The 15,654-nt window shown below is 75.0% G+C and carries 15 protein-coding genes; 3 read left to right on the top strand and 12 right to left on the bottom strand.

Annotated elements, in window-relative coordinates:
* Positions 1-61 precede the first annotated feature (61 nt).
* Positions 62-1,588 (top strand): molybdopterin-dependent oxidoreductase, encoded by a 1,527-nt coding sequence (locus AB5970_RS13840; RefSeq protein ID WP_370504534.1) that lies wholly within the window; start codon positions 62-64, stop codon positions 1,586-1,588.
* 72 nt (positions 1,589-1,660) lie between these two features.
* Here AB5970_RS13840 and AB5970_RS13835 read toward each other — a convergent pair whose 3' ends face one another.
* The 7 genes from AB5970_RS13835 to AB5970_RS13805 all read right to left on the bottom strand — a co-directional run bounded on the left by AB5970_RS13835 (position 1,661) and on the right by AB5970_RS13805 (position 9,865).
* The gene (locus tag AB5970_RS13835) at positions 1,661-3,160 is read right to left on the bottom strand and encodes an FAD-dependent oxidoreductase (protein ID WP_370504533.1); all 1,500 of its coding nucleotides are present in this window, start codon (positions 3,158-3,160) and stop codon (positions 1,661-1,663) included.
* Positions 3,157-5,313 carry a molybdopterin oxidoreductase family protein gene (locus AB5970_RS13830; RefSeq protein WP_370504532.1) on the bottom strand — a complete coding sequence of 719 codons (2,157 nt, stop codon included), beginning with the start codon at positions 5,311-5,313 and terminating at the stop codon, positions 3,157-3,159. The genes AB5970_RS13835 and AB5970_RS13830 overlap by 4 nt, the downstream gene beginning before the upstream one ends.
* Positions 5,313-6,680, bottom strand: a complete 1,368-nt coding sequence (locus tag AB5970_RS13825) for an MFS transporter (RefSeq protein WP_370504531.1) — start codon at positions 6,678-6,680, stop codon at positions 5,313-5,315. Before AB5970_RS13825 ends, AB5970_RS13830 begins: the two co-directional genes overlap by 1 nt.
* Positions 6,681-6,811: 131 nt before the next feature.
* The gene (locus AB5970_RS13820) at positions 6,812-7,867 is read right to left on the bottom strand and encodes an ABC transporter ATP-binding protein (protein ID WP_370504530.1); all 1,056 of its coding nucleotides are present in this window, start codon (positions 7,865-7,867) and stop codon (positions 6,812-6,814) included.
* On the bottom strand, positions 7,864-8,661 hold the full coding sequence (locus AB5970_RS13815; RefSeq protein ID WP_370504529.1) for an ABC transporter permease: 798 nt from the start codon (positions 8,659-8,661) through the stop codon (positions 7,864-7,866). The genes AB5970_RS13820 and AB5970_RS13815 overlap by 4 nt, the downstream gene beginning before the upstream one ends.
* On the bottom strand, positions 8,658-9,464 hold the full coding sequence (gene modA, locus AB5970_RS13810) for a molybdate ABC transporter substrate-binding protein (protein ID WP_370504528.1): 807 nt from the start codon (positions 9,462-9,464) through the stop codon (positions 8,658-8,660). Before modA ends, AB5970_RS13815 begins: the two co-directional genes overlap by 4 nt.
* On the bottom strand, positions 9,461-9,865 hold the full coding sequence (locus tag AB5970_RS13805) for a TOBE domain-containing protein (protein WP_370504527.1): 405 nt from the start codon (positions 9,863-9,865) through the stop codon (positions 9,461-9,463). Before AB5970_RS13805 ends, modA begins: the two co-directional genes overlap by 4 nt.
* 99 nt (positions 9,866-9,964) lie before the next feature.
* Here AB5970_RS13805 and ppk2 point away from each other — a divergent pair, with 99 nt between their 5' ends.
* On the top strand, positions 9,965-10,807 hold the full coding sequence (ppk2, locus tag AB5970_RS13800) for a polyphosphate kinase 2 (protein ID WP_370504526.1): 843 nt from the start codon (positions 9,965-9,967) through the stop codon (positions 10,805-10,807).
* A gap of 55 nt (positions 10,808-10,862) precedes the next feature.
* Complete coding sequence (gene nhaA / locus AB5970_RS13795; protein WP_370504525.1) at positions 10,863-12,236, top strand: Na+/H+ antiporter NhaA; 1,374 nt, start codon at positions 10,863-10,865, stop codon at positions 12,234-12,236.
* Position 12,237: 1 nt separating this feature from the next.
* Here the strand turns inward: nhaA and AB5970_RS13790 are convergent, their stop codons facing one another.
* The 5 genes from AB5970_RS13790 to AB5970_RS13770 all read right to left on the bottom strand — a co-directional run bounded on the left by AB5970_RS13790 (position 12,238) and on the right by AB5970_RS13770 (position 15,653).
* A complete protein-coding gene (locus AB5970_RS13790) occupies positions 12,238-13,410 on the bottom strand; it encodes a peptidoglycan-binding domain-containing protein (RefSeq protein WP_370504524.1) in 1,173 nt (390 codons plus the stop codon).
* Positions 13,407-13,799, bottom strand: a complete 393-nt coding sequence (locus AB5970_RS13785) for a DUF7144 family membrane protein (protein WP_370504523.1) — start codon at positions 13,797-13,799, stop codon at positions 13,407-13,409. The genes AB5970_RS13790 and AB5970_RS13785 overlap by 4 nt, the downstream gene beginning before the upstream one ends.
* 116 nt (positions 13,800-13,915) lie before the next feature.
* Positions 13,916-14,359, bottom strand: coding sequence for an SRPBCC domain-containing protein (locus AB5970_RS13780; protein WP_370504522.1), 444 nt, complete (start codon positions 14,357-14,359; stop codon positions 13,916-13,918).
* Complete coding sequence (locus tag AB5970_RS13775; protein WP_370504521.1) at positions 14,359-15,147, bottom strand: SDR family NAD(P)-dependent oxidoreductase; 789 nt, start codon at positions 15,145-15,147, stop codon at positions 14,359-14,361. The genes AB5970_RS13780 and AB5970_RS13775 overlap by 1 nt, the downstream gene beginning before the upstream one ends.
* A complete protein-coding gene (locus AB5970_RS13770; RefSeq protein WP_370504520.1) occupies positions 15,144-15,653 on the bottom strand; it encodes a DsbA family protein in 510 nt (169 codons plus the stop codon). The genes AB5970_RS13775 and AB5970_RS13770 overlap by 4 nt, the downstream gene beginning before the upstream one ends.
* Position 15,654: the final 1 nt, after the last annotated feature.

Below are 15,654 nucleotides of genomic sequence, written 5' to 3'. Positions count from 1 at the left end.
CGACAGCGGGGTCCGGGCGGGGCAGAGTCGGGGTAGCAGTCACCACGGGAGGCAGGCAGCGATGGCAGGTCGTCGGGACACGGGGCTCGCCGCGCTCGCGGGGGTCGCCGCGGGGGCCGTGACGCTCGGGGTCGGCGCGCTCGTCTCGCTGGTCACGGGCCCGACGTCGGACCCGCTGGTCGCGGTCGGCTCGGCGTTCGTCGACGCCACGCCCGCGTGGCTCAAGGACTTCGCGGCGTCGACGTTCGGCACCTCCGACAAGCTCGTGCTGGGCATCGGCGAGGTGGTCGTGCTGCTCGCGCTCGCGGCGCTCGCCGGGGTGCTGGCGGCACGGCGGTGGGCCTGGGGGGCCACCCTCGTGGTCGTGCTCGGCGCCGCCGCCGGGCTCGCGGCGATGGGCCGGCCCGACGCCGGCGCGCTCGCGGCGGTGCCCAGCGTCGCCGGGGCGGTCGCCGGGCTGATGACCCTGCGCGCCCTGGTGCGCCGGCTGCCCGGCCAGCCCCGCCCGCCCCGTCCGGTCCGGGCCGAGCGGCGCGCGTTCCTGCAGGCCACGGCGGCCGCCGGCGCGCTCGGGGTGGTCGGCGTGGTCATCGGGCGGGCGCTGGGTGCGGGGGCCCGCGGGGCCCAGGCCGCGCGCGCGGCGATCACGATCCCGCGCCCGAGCACGACGGCGGCGCCCGTGCCGGCGGGGGTGGACGTCGGCGTCGACGGCGTCGTCCCGTGGCAGACGCCGCCGGCCGAGTTCTACCGGATCGACACCGCCCTCGTGGTCCCCCAGGTCGACCCGAGCACGTGGAGCCTGCGGGTGCACGGCATGGTCGAGCAGGAGGTCACGCTCACGTGGGACGAGCTGCTGGCCGGGAACCTGGTCGAGGCCTGGGTCACGCTGGCGTGCGTGTCCAACCCGGTGGGCGGCGACCTCGTCGGCAACCAGAAGTGGCTGGGCCTGCCCATCCGCGAGCTGCTCGAGAGGGCGCGGCCGACCGGCGACGCCGACATGGTCCTGTCCCGGAGCATCGACGGGTTCACCGCGTCCACCCCCCTGGCGGCGCTGACCGACGGCCGCAACGCGCTGCTGGCCATAGCGATGGACGGCGAGCCGCTGCCGGTGGAGCACGGCTTCCCGGTGCGCATGGTGGTCCCGGGGCTGTACGGGTACGTGTCGGCGACGAAGTGGGTGACCGACCTGAACGTCACCCGGTTCGCCGACGCGACGGCGTACTGGACCGACCGTGGCTGGTCGCCGGAGGGTCCCGTCAAGACGCAGTCCCGCATCGAGGTGCCCAAGGCCGGCACGTCGGTCCCCGCGGGGTCGGTCGTCGTCGCCGGGACCGCCTGGGCGCAGCACCGCGGCATCGTGGGGGTGCAGGTGCGGGTGGACGACGGAGCCTGGAACAACGCGACGCTCGCCGACGACGGCGGTATCGACTCCTGGCGCCAGTGGTCGTGGACATGGGAGGCCGAGCCCGGCCAGCACGAGCTGTACGTCCGCGCGTCCGACCCCATGGGCCCGCAGACCGGCACGCCTGCGGACGTCATCCCGGACGGCGCCACCGGCTACGACACGGTCCGCGTCACGGTCTCCTGACGCAGGCGCGGCCGACGGGGCCGTCTCGGTCGACCATGCCATGAGTGCCGCCCGGGGCCCGTCCGACGGCTCTCAGGACATGGTCGGGGCGGCGGCCTTCTCGGAGACCGGGGCGGGCTGGTCGGGGTCGGAGCGGCGGAGCCAGTCGACGATGCCGCAGACCGCGTCCGCGCAGCCGCCGCAGCCGGTGGTCGCGCGGGTTTCGGCGGCGACGTCGGCGGCGGACCGGGCGCCGTGCCGCCAGCAGCCCACGATGTCGCCCTTGGTCACGCCGTTGCAGCGGCAGACGACGGCCCGGTCGGGCATCATCGTCGGGCTCGCGGCGGGCACGGCCACGCCCGCGACCGGCCGCACCAGCAGCTGAGCCGGATCCGCCGGCGCCGGCGTCCCTCGGGTGTAGGCCGCGACGAGGTCGGCCGCGACGGGTCCCGCGCCGACGCAGGTCGCGCCGACCACGCGCCCGTCGTCGACGACGACCTCGATGTGCCGCCCGCCGTCGGGGTCGCTGAGCCGGACGCGTCGACCGCCCGCGCGGGGGCCGCACACGCCCATCGCGACGACGTCGAGCCCCACGCCCTTGACCTTGACCACGTCGGTGCCGACGGTCGGCAGCGGGGCCTCGTCGCGGGCGGCCGCGGGCTCGGTGAGCAGGGTGGCCAGCCGCCGCGCCTGGTCCCAGCCCTGCGCGATGAGCCCCGAGCCGCCCTCGGGGGGCTCGGCGCAGTCGCCGATGGCGAACACCCGGGGGTCGGCGGGCGACGCCAGGTCGGCGCCCACGACGATGCCCCGCGCGACGTCCAGGCCCGCGCGCTGCGCCAGCCCGACCTCGGGGTACGTGCCCGCGGTGAGCACGAGCAGGTCGGTGGGCAGCACCTCGCCGCCCTCGAGCCGGACGCCGGTCACGCGGCCGTCGCGGACGAGCGCCTCCTCGGTGCGGGCGCGCACCCGGACCGCGACGCCGAGCGAGGTGAGCCGGGCCGTGGCGACCTCGGCGGCGGGGCCGTCGAGCTGGCGGTCCATGAGGTGCGCGCCGCCGTGCACCACGGTCACGGGGACGCCGCGGTGGGCGAGGCCGCAGGCGACCTCGAGGCCGAGCACGCCGCCGCCGACGACCACCGCGCGCGTGGCGTTGACGGTCGCGGCGACGATCTCGCGGGCGTCGTCGAGGGTCCGCAGCGCGTGCACGCCCGCGGGCAGGCCGTCGTCGTCGCGGCGGCCGAACAGGTCGGGGACGCGCGCCCGCGCGCCGGTGGCCAGCACGAGCACGTCGTACGGGTGCCGCTCGCCGGCGTCGTCATGGACCACGCGCGCGAACCGGTCCACGGTCACCGCGCGGGTGCCGGGGAGCACCTCGCTGGCCGTCCGGTGCGCCCCGCGCGGCAGGGTGATCGAGGCGACGTCGAGCTTGCCGGCGACCACCTCGGACAGCAGCACCCGGTTGTACGGCTCGTACTCCTCGGCGCCGAGCACCAGCGTGCGGAACCGGCCGGCCCGGTCGCGCTGGTGCAGGTCGTCGACGAAGCGGGCGCCGACCATCCCGTGGCCGACCACGACCACCCGGACCTGGCTCATGAGACCCCCAGCAGCGTCGCGTCCTCGAGCACGTCCGGCGACCCGTCCCAGCGCCGGACGTCGACCGCGCAGACCTTGAACTCCGGCATGCCCGAGACGGGGTCCGTGGCGTCGGTGGTCAGCCGGTTGGCGCTGCTCACGCCGCTCCAGTGGAACGGCAGGAACACCGTGTCGGTCCGCACCGCGTCGGTCACCCGCGCCCGGACCACCCCGCGCCCGCGCGCCGTGTCCAGCTGCACCAGGTCGGCGTCGGCGATGCCGAGCAGGTCCGCCAGCAGCGGGTGGATCTCGACGTACGGGGCCGGGGAGCTGCGCACCAGCTCGGGCACCCGCCGGGTCTGCGCGCCCGACTGGTAGTGGGCCAGCACACGCCCGGTGACCAGGAACAGCGGCGCGTCGCGGCGCAGGTCGTCCGACGGTCCGCGGTGGTCGACGGGGATCAGGCGGGCGCGGCCGTCCGGGGTGCCGAAGCGGTCGAGGAACAGGCGGGGCGTGCCCGGGTGCGGGGTCGGGCCGGCCGGGACCGGCCAGAACAGGCCGGGCTCGGCGTCAAGGCGCGCGTGGCTCAGGCCGCTGTAGTCGGCCCGCCCGCCCGCCGACGCCCGCGCGAGCTCGTCGAACACCAGCGCCGGCGTCGTGTCGAACCGGACCGTCGAGCCCAGCCGGTGCGCGAGGTCGGCGAGGATCTCGAGCTCGCTGCGCACCCCGGGCGGCGGCGCGAGCACCCGGCGCCGCCGGATCACGCGCCCCTCGAGCGAGGTCATGGTGCCCTCCTCCTCGGCCCACTGGGTGACGGGCAGGACGACGTCCGCCAGGAGCGCGGTCTCGGACGGCAGGAAGTCGCACACGACGAGCAGGTCGAGCGCGGCCAGCCGCTCGCGCACCCGGTCCGCGTCCGGCGCGCTGACCAGCAGGTTCGACCCGTGCACCAGCAGCGCGCGCGGCCCGTCGGGCGTGCCGAGCGAGCGCAGCAGCTCGATCGCCGGCATCCCCGTGCGGGGCAGGTCGGCGGGGTCGACGCCCCAGACGCCAGCCACGTGCGCCCGCGCGGCGTCGTCCTCGATCGACCGGTACCCCGGCAGCTGGTCGGCCTTCTGCCCGTGCTCGCGGCCGCCCTGCCCGTTGCCCTGCCCGGTGATCGCGCCGTAGCCGGAGCCCACGCGGCCGGGCAGGCCCAGCAGCAGCGCGAGCGTGATCGCCGCCGTGACGGTGTCGGTGCCCTGCGTGCTCTGCTCCACCCCGCGGCCGGTGAGGACGTACGCACCGGTGCCGCCGCGCGACGGCGAGGCGTTGGCCAGCAGGAACGCCGTGCGCCGCAGGGTCGCGACGGGGACGCCCGTGACCTGCTCGGTCCGCTCGGGCCACCAGAGCGCGACGGAGCGCCGGAGCTCGTCGAGGCCCGTGGTCCGCTCGGCGAGGTAGGCCAGGTCCGCGAGGCCCTCGGCGAGCACGACGTGCGCGAGGCCGAGCAGGAGCGCGAGGTCCGTGCCGGGGACGGGCTGCAGGTGCACGCCGCCCTCGTCGGCGGTGAGGTCCGCCGTCGCCGAGCGCCGAGGGTCGACCACCAGGACGCCGCCGGCGGCCCGCGCGTGCGCGAGGTGCTGCACGGCCGGCGGCATGGTCTCCGCGAGGTTGGAGCCGAGCAGCAGCACGGCCTGCGCGCCGCCGAGGTCGGCCAGCGGGAACGGCAGGCCGCGGTCGACGCCGAGCGTCCGGTTGGCGCCGGCCGCCGCGCTGGCCATGCAGAACCGGCCGTTGTAGTCGATGTTCGGCGTGGCCAGCACCGTCCGCGCGAACTTGCCCAGCGCGTAGGCCTTCTCGTTGGTCAGGCCGCCGCCGCCGAACACGGCGACCGACTGCGGCCCGTGGGCCGCGCGCAGGGCGGTCAGCCGCGACGCGACGAAGCCCAGGGCCTCGTCCCAGGAGACGGGCTGCCCGTGCAGCAGGGGCGTGGTCAGGCGGTCGGGCGCGCGCAGCAGGGTCGGTGACGTCCAGCCCTTCTGGCACATGCCGCCCTTGTTCGTCGGGAAGTCCCGGCCCGCGGCGGTGACGGCGAGCCCGTCACCCTCGGCGACAGCGTGCAGCGTCTGCGCGCACTGCAGCGCGCAGTACGGGCAGTGGGTGTCTGCGGAGACCGCCGCGGGCCGGGCCATCAGATGACCGTCGTGCCGTAGGACCCGGAGCGGCGCTGGTAGACGGCCCACGTGGTGGCGCCCATGACCAGGTACAGGCCCACGATCACCCAGAGGGCGGCCTGGATGTTGCCGGTCAGCGAGGTGGAGACCGCGAAGCCGCGCGGGATCAGGAACCCGCCGAACGCCCCGATCGCGCCGGCGATGCCGAGGCAGCCCGCGGCCGCCTTCGCGCGCCGCGCCCGGTCCTCGTCGTCGGTGGTGCCGAACCGGAAGACCGCGGGGATCATCCGGTAGACCGAACCGTTGCCGGCGCCCGTGGCCACGAAGAGCACGAGGAACGAGACGATGAACGGCCAGAAGGCGTGCGCCCGCAGGGCGAAGATGGCGCAGACCACGCCGACCGCCATGACCGAGAACGCGACGACCGTGACCCGGGCGCCGCCGAGCCGGTCGGCCAGCATGCCGCCGAGCGGCCGCGCGATGGACCCGACGAGCGCGCCGGCGAACGCGATGGTGATGGTGACCTCGGGGAACTGGTTCTTGAGCAGCGTGGGGAACGCCCCCGAGAAGCCGATGAACGAGCCGAAGGTGCCGATGTAGATGAACGAGATGATCCAGGTGTTGCGGGACCGGGCGGCCACGCCGTAGGAGCGCGGGTCGGCCTTGGCGTTGGACAGGTTGTCCATGAAGCGCCAGGCCAGCAGCGCCGCGACGAGCACCAGCGGCACGAACATCAGCCCGGCGCGCTCGAGCTCGACGCCGGCCGCGCCGACGATGACCAGCGGCACGGCGAACTGCACGGCCGCGGTGCCGAGGTTGCCGCCGGCCGCGTTGAGGCCGAGCGCGCGGCCCTTCTCCCGCTCGGGGTAGAAGAACGAGATGTTGGCCATCGAGGAGGCGAAGTTGCCGCCGCCGACCCCGGCCAGCGCCGCGACGGCCAGCAGGGCGCCGAAGCCGAGCTGGGGGTTCTGCACCGCGACCGCGAGCCCGATGGTGGGCACCAGCAGGAGCAGCGCGGAGACGATGGTCCAGTTGCGCCCGCCGAAGACCGGCACCGCGAACGTGTAGGGGATGCGCAGCGTGGCGCCCACCAGCGAGGGCACGGCGATGAGCCAGAACATCTGGTCGACCGTGAGGTCGAAGCCGGCCGCGGGCAGCTGCGGGACCACGATGCTCCAGAGCGCCCAGACGGCGAACCCGAGGAACTCGGCGAACACGGACAGCCCGAGGTTGCGGCGGGCGATCGCCCGGCCGACGGCAGCCCACTGGCCACCGTCCTCGGGGTTCCAGCCGTCGATCCACCGGCCGGGCCGGTGGGTGAGCTGGGCGGGGGCGGTGTCGAGGGCGGGGGCGGTGCCGGCGTCGGTCACGAGCTGGGTCGCCATGGGGACCTCCGGGAGGACGGATGGGGGGTCGGTCGACGACGACGCTAGGGAGCGGATGTTTCGCCCGACCTGCCCGGTCCGTTGCGCGTTCGGAACCATTCGCGCACCGGGTGCCGCGGGCGCCTGTGAGATCAGGCGAGCGCGCGGACCCGCACGTGCTCCGTGGGGACGCTCAGCCGGACGGTCGCGCCGACGTGCAGGCCGAGCACCGCGACCTGCGCCGGGGGCAGGTCCACGAGCACGTCACCCGTGGTCCGCAGGCGCACGCCCGTGGTGCCGGGCTCGAGGTCGACCACGCGCGCGGCCCACCCGTCGGCGTCCCCCACGACGACCGCCCCGGGCGGGAACGTCACCTGCGCCCGGCCGCCCGGCGCGGCGTCGCACGGCACGCGCAGCCCGTCGGGACCGGCCAGCACCGTCGCGCCGTCAGGCCCCTCGACGAGGGTGCCGACGACCAGGTTGACCCCCGCCAGCGCCGCCGTGAACGGGTGGACGGGGTCGGTGAGCACGTCGAGCGGCCGCCCCTGCTCGACCACCTGGCCGTCGTGCAGGACGACCACCCGGTCCGCCAGCGTCACCGCGTCGAGCACGTCGTGCGTGACCAGCACGGTGACCGTGCGGGTGCGGCGCACCTGGTCGCGCACCAGCTCGCGCAGCTCGGCGGCCGTGCGGACGTCGAGCTGGGCGAACGGCTCGTCCAGCAGCAGCACGTCCGGCCCGGCCGCGAGCGCCCGGGCCAGGGCCACGCGCTGCCGCTGGCCGCCCGACAGCGCCTCGGGTCGGCGGTCGGCCAGCCCGTCCAGCCCGACGGCGGTCAACCACTCGTCGGCGGCCCGGCGGGCCGCGGGCGCGGACACCCCGGTCGCGCGCGGACCGAACGCGACGTTCTCCCGCGCGGACAGGTGCGGGAACACGAGCGGGTCCTGGCCGAGCAGCCCGACGGACCGGCGCTCGGGCCGCACGGCCGTCTCCGCCCGGCCGTGCCACACGGCGGTCAGCGTCCGCTCCCCCACCCGCACAACGCCCTCGTGCGGGACCAGGTGCCCCGCCAGCACGGCGAGCAGCGTCGACTTGCCCGCACCGTTGGGGCCGAGCACGGCGACGATCTCCCCGGGGTGGGCGGCCAGGGTCACGTCGAGCACGAAGTCGCCCCGGCGGACCGCGACCTCGGCGTGCAGCGAGGTCATGCGGCCCGCCCGGGACGCCACGCGCGCGCCGCGAGCAGCACCGCGACCGCCGCGAAGACGAGCAGGAGCGACAGCGCGACGGCCGTGCCCTGCGTGACGCCGGCGCCGTTGAACGCCGAGTAGATGGCCAGCGGCATGGTCTGCGTGACGCCCGGGGAGTTGCCCGCGAACAGCGCGGTGGCGCCGAACTCGCCGAGCGCCCGGGCGAAGCAGAGCACCGTGCCGCTGACCAGCCCGGGCATGACGAGCGGGATCGTGATGCGGCGCAGCACCGTCCACGGGCCCGCGCCGAGGCTCGCGGCGACCACGTCGAACCGGGTGCCGGCGGTGCGCAGGGCCCCCTCCACCGACAGGACGAGGAACGGCATGGCGACGAACGCCTGCGCGATCACCACGGCCGCGGTCGTGAACGGGATCGTGAGGCCGAACCAGGTGTCCAGCGACTGCCCCACCAGACCGCGCCGGCCCAGCAGGTACAACAGCGCGATGCCGCCGACCGTCGGGGGCAGCACCAGCGGCAGCGTGACCAGCGCCCGCAGCACGTCGGCCGGCCAGCCCCGGGCCCGGGCCAGGACGATCGCGAGCGGCACGCCGAGCAGCAGGCAGACCCCCGTCGCCGCGACCGACGTGGTCAGCGACAGCCACAGGGCGTCGAGCGCCGCGGGGGTCGTGATGTCGGCGGGCAGGGTGGACCAGTCCGCCCGGACCACCAGGGCGACCACGGGCAGCACGAGCAGGCCGGCCGCGAGCGCCGCGGGCAGCCAGAGCAGGCCCGGGACGCGGCTGGACGTCACGGCGCCGTGAACCCCAGGCCCGTGAGGATCCGCCGGCCCTGGTCGGAGAGCACGAGGTCGACGAACGCCTGCGCGACGTCCGGGTCGGCGGCCCCCGAGAGCACGGCGATCGGGTACTCGTTGACCGCGGTGGCGGCCTCGGGGAACTCGACGCCCTCGACCGAGTCGCCGGCCGCGAGCACGTCGGTCCGGTACACCAGCCCGGCGTCGGCGTCGCCGGTCTGCACCTTGGTCAGCACCGCCTTGACGTTCTGCTCCTCGCTCACCGGCGTCAGCGTGAGGCCGGCGCCGTCGAGGACCTTGTGCGACGCCGACCCGCACGGCACCTCGGCGGCGCACAGCACGACCTTGCCGCCCGACGTCGAGAGCGCCGCCAGGTCGGCCAGCGAGCCGATCCCGAGAGGGTTGTCCGGCGCGACCACGATCTCGAGCGTGTTCGTGGTGAACACCGTCGGCGTGCCGACCGCCAGGCCCGCGTCCGTCACCGTGGCCATGTTCTTCAGGTCGGCCGACGCGAACACGTCCGCCGACGCCCCGCCGACCAGCTGCGTGGCCAGTGTGGACGAGCCGTCGTACGTCGCGGGGTGCACGGTGACCCCGGGGTGCTCCGAGGCGAACTCGGCGGCGAGGGCGTCGAACGCGCCCTGCAGCGACGCCGCGGCGAACACCGTCAGCTCGCCGGTCAGCTCGGGCGCGGTCGCGGTCGGGGTGGGCGTCGGGGTCGACGCGGTCCCGGGCGTCGACGCGCAGCCGACGAGCGCGAGCAGCACGGCGGCCGCACCGACGAGCGCGCGCCCCCTCACCGCTGCGTCCGGGGGGTCTCGACCAGGACGGTGGTGGCCTTGACGACGGCGGTCGCGCGCGAGCCCACCTCGAGGCCCAGCTCCCGGACCGCCTCGCTCGACATCAGCGAGACCAGCCGGAACGGGCCGGCCTGCAGCTCGACCTGCGCCATCACTGTGTCGGTGAGGATCCCCGTCACCAGGCCCGGCAGCCGGTTGCGCGCCGAGCTGGTGCCCGCGGCCGGGTCCTCCGGCGTGCGGGCGCGCTCGACGGCCAGCGCCGCGAGCTCGACCCCGCCGACCACGCTGCGGCCCGCCTCGTCGGTCCGGGCCGTCAGGGCACCCGACTCGACCCACCGTCGGACGGTGTCGTCGCTCACGCCGAGCAGCTCGGCCGCCTCGCTGATCCTGTAGTCGGTCACGAACGCGATCGTAGTGCCGCAGGTGCGGCTGTCCAGCGCTGTCCGTCCCGCGCCTGCGGAAGCCGGGCGGGCGGCCCCGCCGAACGGTACGTTCCCGTCATGGCGAAGAAGTCCGGCAAGAAGTCGAAGGGCAAGATCCCGAACGACGTGTACGAGGCCGAGCTCTTCCGCCTCCAGGCCGAGCTGGTCAAGGTCCAGCTGTGGGCCAAGGCGACCGGCGCCCGCGTCGTCGTGATCTTCGAGGGACGGGACGCCGCCGGCAAGGGCGGCACGATCAAGCGGATCTCCGAGTACCTCAGCCCTCGCGTCGTGCGCATCGCCGCGCTGCCGACGCCGACCGAGCGCGAGAAGACCCAGTGGTACTACCAGCGGTACGTCGCCCACCTGCCGGCCGCCGGCGAGATCGTCCTGTTCGACCGCTCCTGGTACAACCGGGCCGGGGTCGAGCACGTCATGGGGTTCTGCACGCCGCAGGAGTACAGCCGGTTCATGCGGCAGACGCCGATCTTCGAGCAGATGCTCATCGAGGACGGGATCCTGCTGCGCAAGTACTGGTTCTCGGTCTCGGACACCGAGCAGCTCAAGCGCTTCCGCTCGCGCCTGAACGACCCGGTGCGGCAGTGGAAGCTCAGCCCGATGGACACCGCGTCGCTCAGCCGGTGGGAGGAGTACTCCAAGGCCAAGGACGAGATGCTCGTGCACACCGACGTGCCGGTCAGCCCGTGGTTCGTCGTCGAGTCGGACATCAAGAAGCACGCGCGGCTCAACATGATCAGCCACCTGCTCTCGACCATCCCGTACACCGACGTGCCGCACGAGAAGGTCACCCTGCCGAAGCGGCCGGAGGCGTCCAGCGGCTACGTCCGGCCGCCGCGCGAGCTGTCGACGTACGTGCCGGACCACGTCGCGGCGCTGATGGGCGACCCGGAGAAGGACTTCTGACGCCGACGGCGAACGCCCGTTGCGTCGAGGCCGCCCACCTGCGACGTTGATCCGCATGTCGACGACCTCGACCTCCCCCGGCCCGGCACTGCGGGTCTCGCTGCCCGGCCTGCAGCCCTCGGTGAAGGACTTCCTCACCAACGAGGCGGGCAGCGCCGTCTACCTGCTGGCCGCCACGGTGGTCGCGCTGATCTGGGCGAACTCGCCGTGGGCCGACGTCTACGAGTCGATGTGGTCCACCAGCGCGGGGTTCCACATCGGCACCTGGGGCATCGACCTCGACCTGCACGGGTGGGTCAACGACGCCGCGATGGCGATCTTCTTCGCGGTCGTCGGGCTCGAGATCAGCCGCGAGGCCACCACGGGCGACCTGCGCGACAAGCGGACCGTCGCCGTTCCGGCCCTCGGCGCGCTCGGCGGCCTGCTGGTGCCCGTCCTCATCTACCTCGCGTTCAACGGCGGCACCGACGCGGCGCACGGCTGGGGCGTCGTGATGTCGACCGACACCGCGTTCCTCGTCGGCATCCTCGCCCTGTTCGGCCCCAAGTGCCCCGACCGGCTGCGGCTGTTCCTGCTCACGCTCGCGATCGTCGACGACATCGGCGCGATCACGGTGATGTCGGTCTTCTACACGTCCGACGTGGACATGACCGCGCTCGCCGTCGCGGGTGGGATCGTCGTCGGGATCCTCGTGCTGCGCTGGCTCAACGTCTGGCAGCTGGCGCCCTACGTGATCGCGGGGATCGCGCTGTGGTTCGCGGTGCAGGCGTCGGGTGTGCACGCGACCCTGGCCGGCGTGATCGTCGGCCTGCTGGTGCCGGCCCGGCCCGCCGACCGCGAGACCATCGAGGAGGTCGCCGGGTACGGCCGCAAGCTCATCGACGACGCCACCGCGGAGCGCGAGCACCTGGCCGAGCTGGCGGCCCGGGCCGCGGTGCCCACCAGCGACCGGCTGCAGCGCCTGCTGCACCCGTGGAGCGCGTTCGTCGTGGTGCCCCTGTTCGGCCTGGCCAACGCCGGGATCCACCTCAACGCCTCGTCGCTGCAGGCCGCGGCGCACTCCCGGCTCGCCGTCGGTGTGGCGGTCGCGCTGGTGCTGGGCAACGCGATCGGCATCACCGGCGCCGCCACGCTGGCGCTCAAGCTGGGCCTGGGCGAGCTGCCCGGCCGGGTGCGCTGGGGCCACCTGCTGGGCGGCGCCGTGCTGGCCGGCATCGGCTTCACCATCTCGCTGTTCATCGCCGGCCTGGCGTTCGACGACCCGGTGCACCTGGAGAACGCGAAGATCGGCATCCTCGCGGGCTCGCTCACGGCGGCCGTGCTCGGCTCGATCCTGCTGCGCTGGCTCGGCGAGAAGCTGCCGCTGTGCTCACCGCTGAGCGACGCGCCGCCACCGCTCCCGCCGCTGCCGTGGCGGGCGCCCGTCTAGGTCAGCCCCCGTCCGTCCCCTCCGTCGCGGACGGGTCGCCCGACGGCGCCTCGGCCGACGGCTCGGCAGAGGCGGCCGCCTTCGCGCTCGCCAGGGCGGCCTGGAACGCCGCGACGGTCGCGGCGTCGACCGTGCCCGTCACCGGGACCCCGAGGTCGGTCTGCGCCGCGCCGACGGCCGCCGTCAGCTCGTCCGACCACTGACCGTCGACGGGACCGTCCCAGTACCCCGCCAGGGCGAGCGTCTGCTGGAGCGCCGCCGTCGACGCCGTGGACGCGCTCGCCGCGGCGCCCCCCTTCGCCTCCAGCGCCGCCTGGAGCGCGGCGTCGGTCGCCTTGTCCACCGTCCCGGTCTCGGGCAGCCCGTTCGCCTTCTGCAACGCCTGCACGGCCGCCACCGTCTGCGGACCGTAGATGCCGTCGACCGCGGCCGTGTAGTACCCGGCGTCGGTGAGCGACTGCTGGAGCGCGGCCGTGTAGGCGCTCACGGTGGCGCTCGCCCGGGCCAGCTGCTCGTCGGAGAGGCACCCCGAGTCGGCGAAGAGTCGGAGCCAGGCCATCTCGAGCGCCACCGCGGCCGCGTTGAACTGCTCCGACGCCTGCACCAGCGGCGTCTCCTCCGTGATGCCCGCCCGGGCCGTCGCGAACTCGTCCTCGGCCTGCTGGACGCGCGACACGCTGGCCGCCGGGACGGTGGGGACGGGGGTCGGCGAGGACCCTGCCGGCTCCGGCGCGGGCTGCCCGGCGGCGGCCGCCTGCGCCGCGGCGAGCTCGGCCTGGGCGGCGGCGAGGTCGTCCTGTGCCGCGACCACGGCCTCCCGGGCGTCGACGGCGCCCTGCGCGGCGTCCTTCGACGTCTCGGCCGGCCTGGCGAGGTCGTCGCCCGCGACGCGGACGTCGCCGACGGTCACCGCCGTCTGGTTCAGCACGTCCCCGTAACGGTCCAGCGCCGTGATGTACGCGGAGCTCGCGTCGCAGAACGTCCCGGCGGCGGCGGCCGCCGCCTCCTCGGCGTCGGCCAAGGCCCTCTCCTTGGCCGACACCTCCGCCTGGGCGACCGTGACGTCGGACTCCTGCGTGCCCGTGCACGCGCAGAGCACCAGCGCGAGGCTCCCCCCGACGGCGACGGCGCGGTGCGCCCGGTGCCGCCGCGCGCCGGGGACGCCGCGGCTCACTCGACGACGTCGCGACCGTGAACCGTGAGGGCCCAGATCACGAAGACGTCCAGCGCGATGATGATCACGCTCCAGACCGGGTAGTACGGGAGCCAGGCGAAGTTGAACAGGATGCTGAGGGCGGCGACCAGCACACCGACGGTCCGCGCCCACACCGCGCCGCTGAGCACGAAGATGCCCGCGAGAGCGACGACGATGCCGATCACGATGTGGAGCCAGCCCCAGGTGGTGACGTCGAACTCGAACACCCACTTCTCGCCGACCACGTAGAACGTGTCGTTGACGATCGCGATCAGACCCTGCATCGCGTGCAGGACACCCACGATCATCATCATGATGCCGGCGAACACCGTCAGACCGACGGCCAGACCACTGCGGTTCTCAGCCATGAGAGACACCCCTTCGAGTCGCGGAGACGAGCGGGCGGGGTCGGGACATCTCCCCCAAACCGATCATTGCGGACATCGGGTGTCCACGACCAGCACCTTTGCGACTCCGGCGGTCGCTACCGGTCGTCGCCGGCCGAGCGCGCGACGAACGCGGCGTAGCGGTCGAGGATCAGCGGCCAGTCCGTGAACTTGTGCCGGTCCCCCGCGTTCCCCTCGTCCCAGCCGCCGTGCTCGAGCTCCACGCGCGTGCCGCCCTCGTCCAGGGGCACGAACTGCACGGAGAGCCGGCTCGGGTGCTCCCGCGTCTGCCCGAGGGTGGACGTGTGCACCACCAGCGCGCCGCGGGCGATCGCCAGCACCCGTCCCCACTCGACCTCCCCGAGCGCGGCGTCGACCAGGTACACACGCCCACCGACCCGGGGCTCGATCCCGGCGCCGCGGAAGCCCGCGGGGTCGGGCGTGTAGTCGGGGTGCCACCACTGCCCGATCCCGTCGACCCAGGCGTCGAACGCCTCGACCGGCGTGCACGCGACCACCAGCTGGTGGCGGATCGGCTCCATCAGGCCACCGGGTCGTCGTCGCCGAACGCGGACAGGCGCAGCGTGCGCGCGTCGGTCGCGAGGATCCGCGGCGCCGCGGCCAAGAGCGACTCGACCGTGTCGGTCCCGGCGCGCACGAACCGCCCCGACAGCGCGTCGAGCTCCCCGTCGCCGAAGGCCCGGACCAGCTCCGCGACGGCCTCGACCGGCGTCCACTGCGTCCGGCCGTCGTGCATCGGCATCGACCCGGTCATCGCGGTCTCCACCTGCCCGGGCGCGAGGTCGAGCACGCGGATCCCGCGGTCGCGGTACTGCGCGTCCAGCTGTGTGGTGAACCGGGCCAGCGCGCCCTTGCTCACGGCGTACCCGGTGTAGACGGTCATCGCCCGGTGCCCCGCGCCCGAGTTGAGGTTGAGCACGCGACCCTCGCCGCGCGCGAGCATGCCGGGCAGCACCGCGTGCGTCACCAGCATCGGCCCGCGCACGTTCGTCTCGACGACGCGCCAGGCGTCCTCGACGTCGTCCTCCGCGAACGGCACCTCCGCCCGCTCGATGACCCCCGCGTTGTTGACCAGCAGCCCGATCCCGCCCAGCTCCTCCTCCACGCGCGCGACCGCGTCGAGCACCGCCGTGCCGTCGACGAGGTCCGCCGCCGCCACGCACACCGACCCGCCGATCTCGTCGGCCACGGCGTCCAGGTACGCCCGCGTCCGGCCCACCAGCGCGACCGCGTACCCGGCGCGCGCGAGCCCGAGCGCGACTCCGCGGCCGATCCCGCGGCCCGCCCCGGTGACCAGCGCCGTCCTCATCGGACCGCCTCCACGGCCTCGCGCAGCCGGTCCAGCTGGACCTTGCCGTGGAACCGCGTCCCGCCGACGAAGATCGTCGGCGTCCCCCGCACCCCCGCCTCGACGCCCGCGGCGTAGTCGGCGGAGATGGCCGGGGCGAACGCCTGCGCACCGTCGCCCGCCACCTCGGCGGGATCGAGGCCCAGCGCCACGGCTGCCGCCCGCAGGTCCTGCTCGGCCAGGCGGTCCTGGTGGGCCATCAGCTCGTCGTGCATCTGCCAGAACTTGCCGTGCGAGCCGGCCGCCTCCGCCGCGAGCGCCGCCGACAGCGCGTATGGGTGCACCTCGAACAGCGGGAAGTGCCGCCACACCAGCCGCACCTGCCCGTCCGAGGTGTCCACCAGCTCGCGCAGCACGGGCGAGGCGGCCCGGCAGTACGGGCACTCGAGGTCGCCGAACTCGAGCACGGTGACCGGGGCGTCGGGGCGGCCGTAGACGTGCCGCTCGGCGGGGATGTCGTCCGTCATG

It is taken from the genome of Cellulomonas sp. ICMP 17802 (genome assembly GCF_041295535.1).
Lineage (GTDB): Bacteria > Actinomycetota > Actinomycetes > Actinomycetales > Cellulomonadaceae > Cellulomonas.
The sequence above is the reverse complement of the archived record's forward strand: the minus strand, read 5'-3'. Positions and strand labels throughout refer to the sequence as shown.

Bases quoted from the DNA above. Each gene is read 5' to 3' on its own strand.
- AB5970_RS13770 (WP_370504520.1), bottom strand. From the start codon at position 15,653: ATGACGGACGACATCCCCGCCGAGCGGCACGTCTACGGCCGCCCCGAC.
- nhaA (WP_370504525.1), top strand. From the start codon at position 10,863: ATGTCGACGACCTCGACCTCCCCCGGCCCGGCACTGCGGGTCTCGCTG.
- AB5970_RS13785 (WP_370504523.1), bottom strand. From the start codon at position 13,799: ATGGCTGAGAACCGCAGTGGTCTGGCCGTCGGTCTGACGGTGTTCGCC.
- AB5970_RS13820 (WP_370504530.1), bottom strand. From the start codon at position 7,867: ATGACCTCGCTGCACGCCGAGGTCGCGGTCCGCCGGGGCGACTTCGTG.
- AB5970_RS13830 (WP_370504532.1), bottom strand. From the start codon at position 5,313: ATGGCCCGGCCCGCGGCGGTCTCCGCAGACACCCACTGCCCGTACTGC.
- AB5970_RS13775 (WP_370504521.1), bottom strand. From the start codon at position 15,147: ATGAGGACGGCGCTGGTCACCGGGGCGGGCCGCGGGATCGGCCGCGGA.
- AB5970_RS13840 (WP_370504534.1), top strand. From the start codon at position 62: ATGGCAGGTCGTCGGGACACGGGGCTCGCCGCGCTCGCGGGGGTCGCC.
- AB5970_RS13835 (WP_370504533.1), bottom strand. From the start codon at position 3,160: ATGAGCCAGGTCCGGGTGGTCGTGGTCGGCCACGGGATGGTCGGCGCC.
- AB5970_RS13825 (WP_370504531.1), bottom strand. From the start codon at position 6,680: ATGGCGACCCAGCTCGTGACCGACGCCGGCACCGCCCCCGCCCTCGAC.
- AB5970_RS13780 (WP_370504522.1), bottom strand. From the start codon at position 14,359: ATGGAGCCGATCCGCCACCAGCTGGTGGTCGCGTGCACGCCGGTCGAG.
- ppk2 (WP_370504526.1), top strand. From the start codon at position 9,965: ATGGCGAAGAAGTCCGGCAAGAAGTCGAAGGGCAAGATCCCGAACGAC.